General features: G+C 51.4%; 1 protein-coding gene. It reads left to right on the top strand.

Translation table 11 applies throughout. The annotated features are described in order from the left end of the window. On the top strand, positions 1 to 1,525 hold a 1,525-nt coding region (locus tag AC4MRV_RS22090), incomplete at both ends, for a Tex-like N-terminal domain-containing protein (protein ID WP_491189411.1).

Below are 1,525 nucleotides of genomic sequence, written 5' to 3'. Positions count from 1 at the left end.
ACACGGTCCCATTTATTGCACGTTACCGTAAAGAGGTGACGGGCGGCCTTGATGACACCCAACTGCGTACTCTAGACAGCCGCCTGTCTTACCTTCGTGAGCTGGATGACCGCCGTCAAACCATCCTGAAGTCGATCCAAGAACAAGGCAAACTTACGCCAGAACTCGAACAAGAAATCACTCAGGCAGACAGCAAGACTCGCCTTGAAGACTTGTACCTACCTTACAAACCAAAGCGTCGCACCAAAGGTCAGATCGCGATTGAAGCCGGTCTTGAGCCACTTGCAGACCAGCTTTGGAATCATCCGCAAACTGAGCCAGAAAGCGAAGCAAGCAAATACCTTGATGCAGACAAAGGCGTGGCAGACACCAAAGCCGCACTGGATGGCGCTCGCGCGATCATCATGGAACGCATCGCGGAAGACGCAAATCTGCTAGAAAAAATTCGTAGTCACCTCAACCGCAATGCGGAAATGGGTGCTCGTGTCGTTGAAGGCAAAGAGCAAGAAGGTGAGAAGTTTAAAGATTACTTCAACCACAACGAACCATTAAGCAAAGTACCATCGCACCGCGCACTGGCAATGCTACGTGGTCGTAACGAAGGCTTCCTGACATTGGCAATGAATGCCGATCCAGAACAGGAAGAAGGCGCGCGTCAGTCTTACTGCGAAACGATTATCGCTGACCACTACGGCGTGACACTTAGCAGCGCACCCGCGGATACGTGGCGTAAGCAAGTGATCAGCTGGGCATGGCGCATCAAAGTATCGATGCACATGGAAACCGAGCTAATGGGCGCAATGAAAGAGCGCGCAGAAATCGAAGCGATTGAAGTATTTGCCACTAACTTAAAAGACTTGTTGATGGCAGCACCGGCAGGTCCTCGTGCAACACTTGGTCTCGATCCGGGTCTGCGTACAGGCTCGAAGATCGCTATTGTCGATCCGACTGGTAAGGTGCTTGCAACCGAAACCATCTACCCTCACCCACCACAAAAGCAATACGACAAATCAGCGCAAATCGTTGATCAGTTGGTACGCAAGTACAATGTGGATTTAATTGCGATCGGCAACGGCACGGCTTCACGTGAAACCGACAGCTTTGTCGCAGACGTCATCAAACGTGGCAACCTGAAAGTTCAGAAAATCATCGTAAGTGAAGCGGGTGCTTCCGTTTACTCAGCGTCTGAGCTTGCAGCGAAAGAATTCCCAAATATGGACGTGTCTCTGCGTGGTGCGGTGTCGATTGCTCGTCGTCTACAAGACCCACTGGCTGAACTAGTGAAAATCGATCCTAAGTCGATCGGTGTGGGCCAATACCAGCACGATGTTAGCCAATCAATGCTGGCAAAACGCCTAGATGCGATTGTGGAAGACTGTGTAAACGCGGTCGGTGTGGACGTGAACACTGCTTCTGCGGCGCTACTGACGCGCGTAGCGGGCTTGTCGAGCACCATTGCGCAGAACATTGTCGACTTCCGTGATGAAAACGGTCGTTTCGAAGCACGTACAACCTTGAAGAAAGT

It is taken from the genome of Vibrio sp. (assembly GCF_984391705.1).
This window is presented reverse-complemented; position numbering and strand designations above follow the sequence as displayed.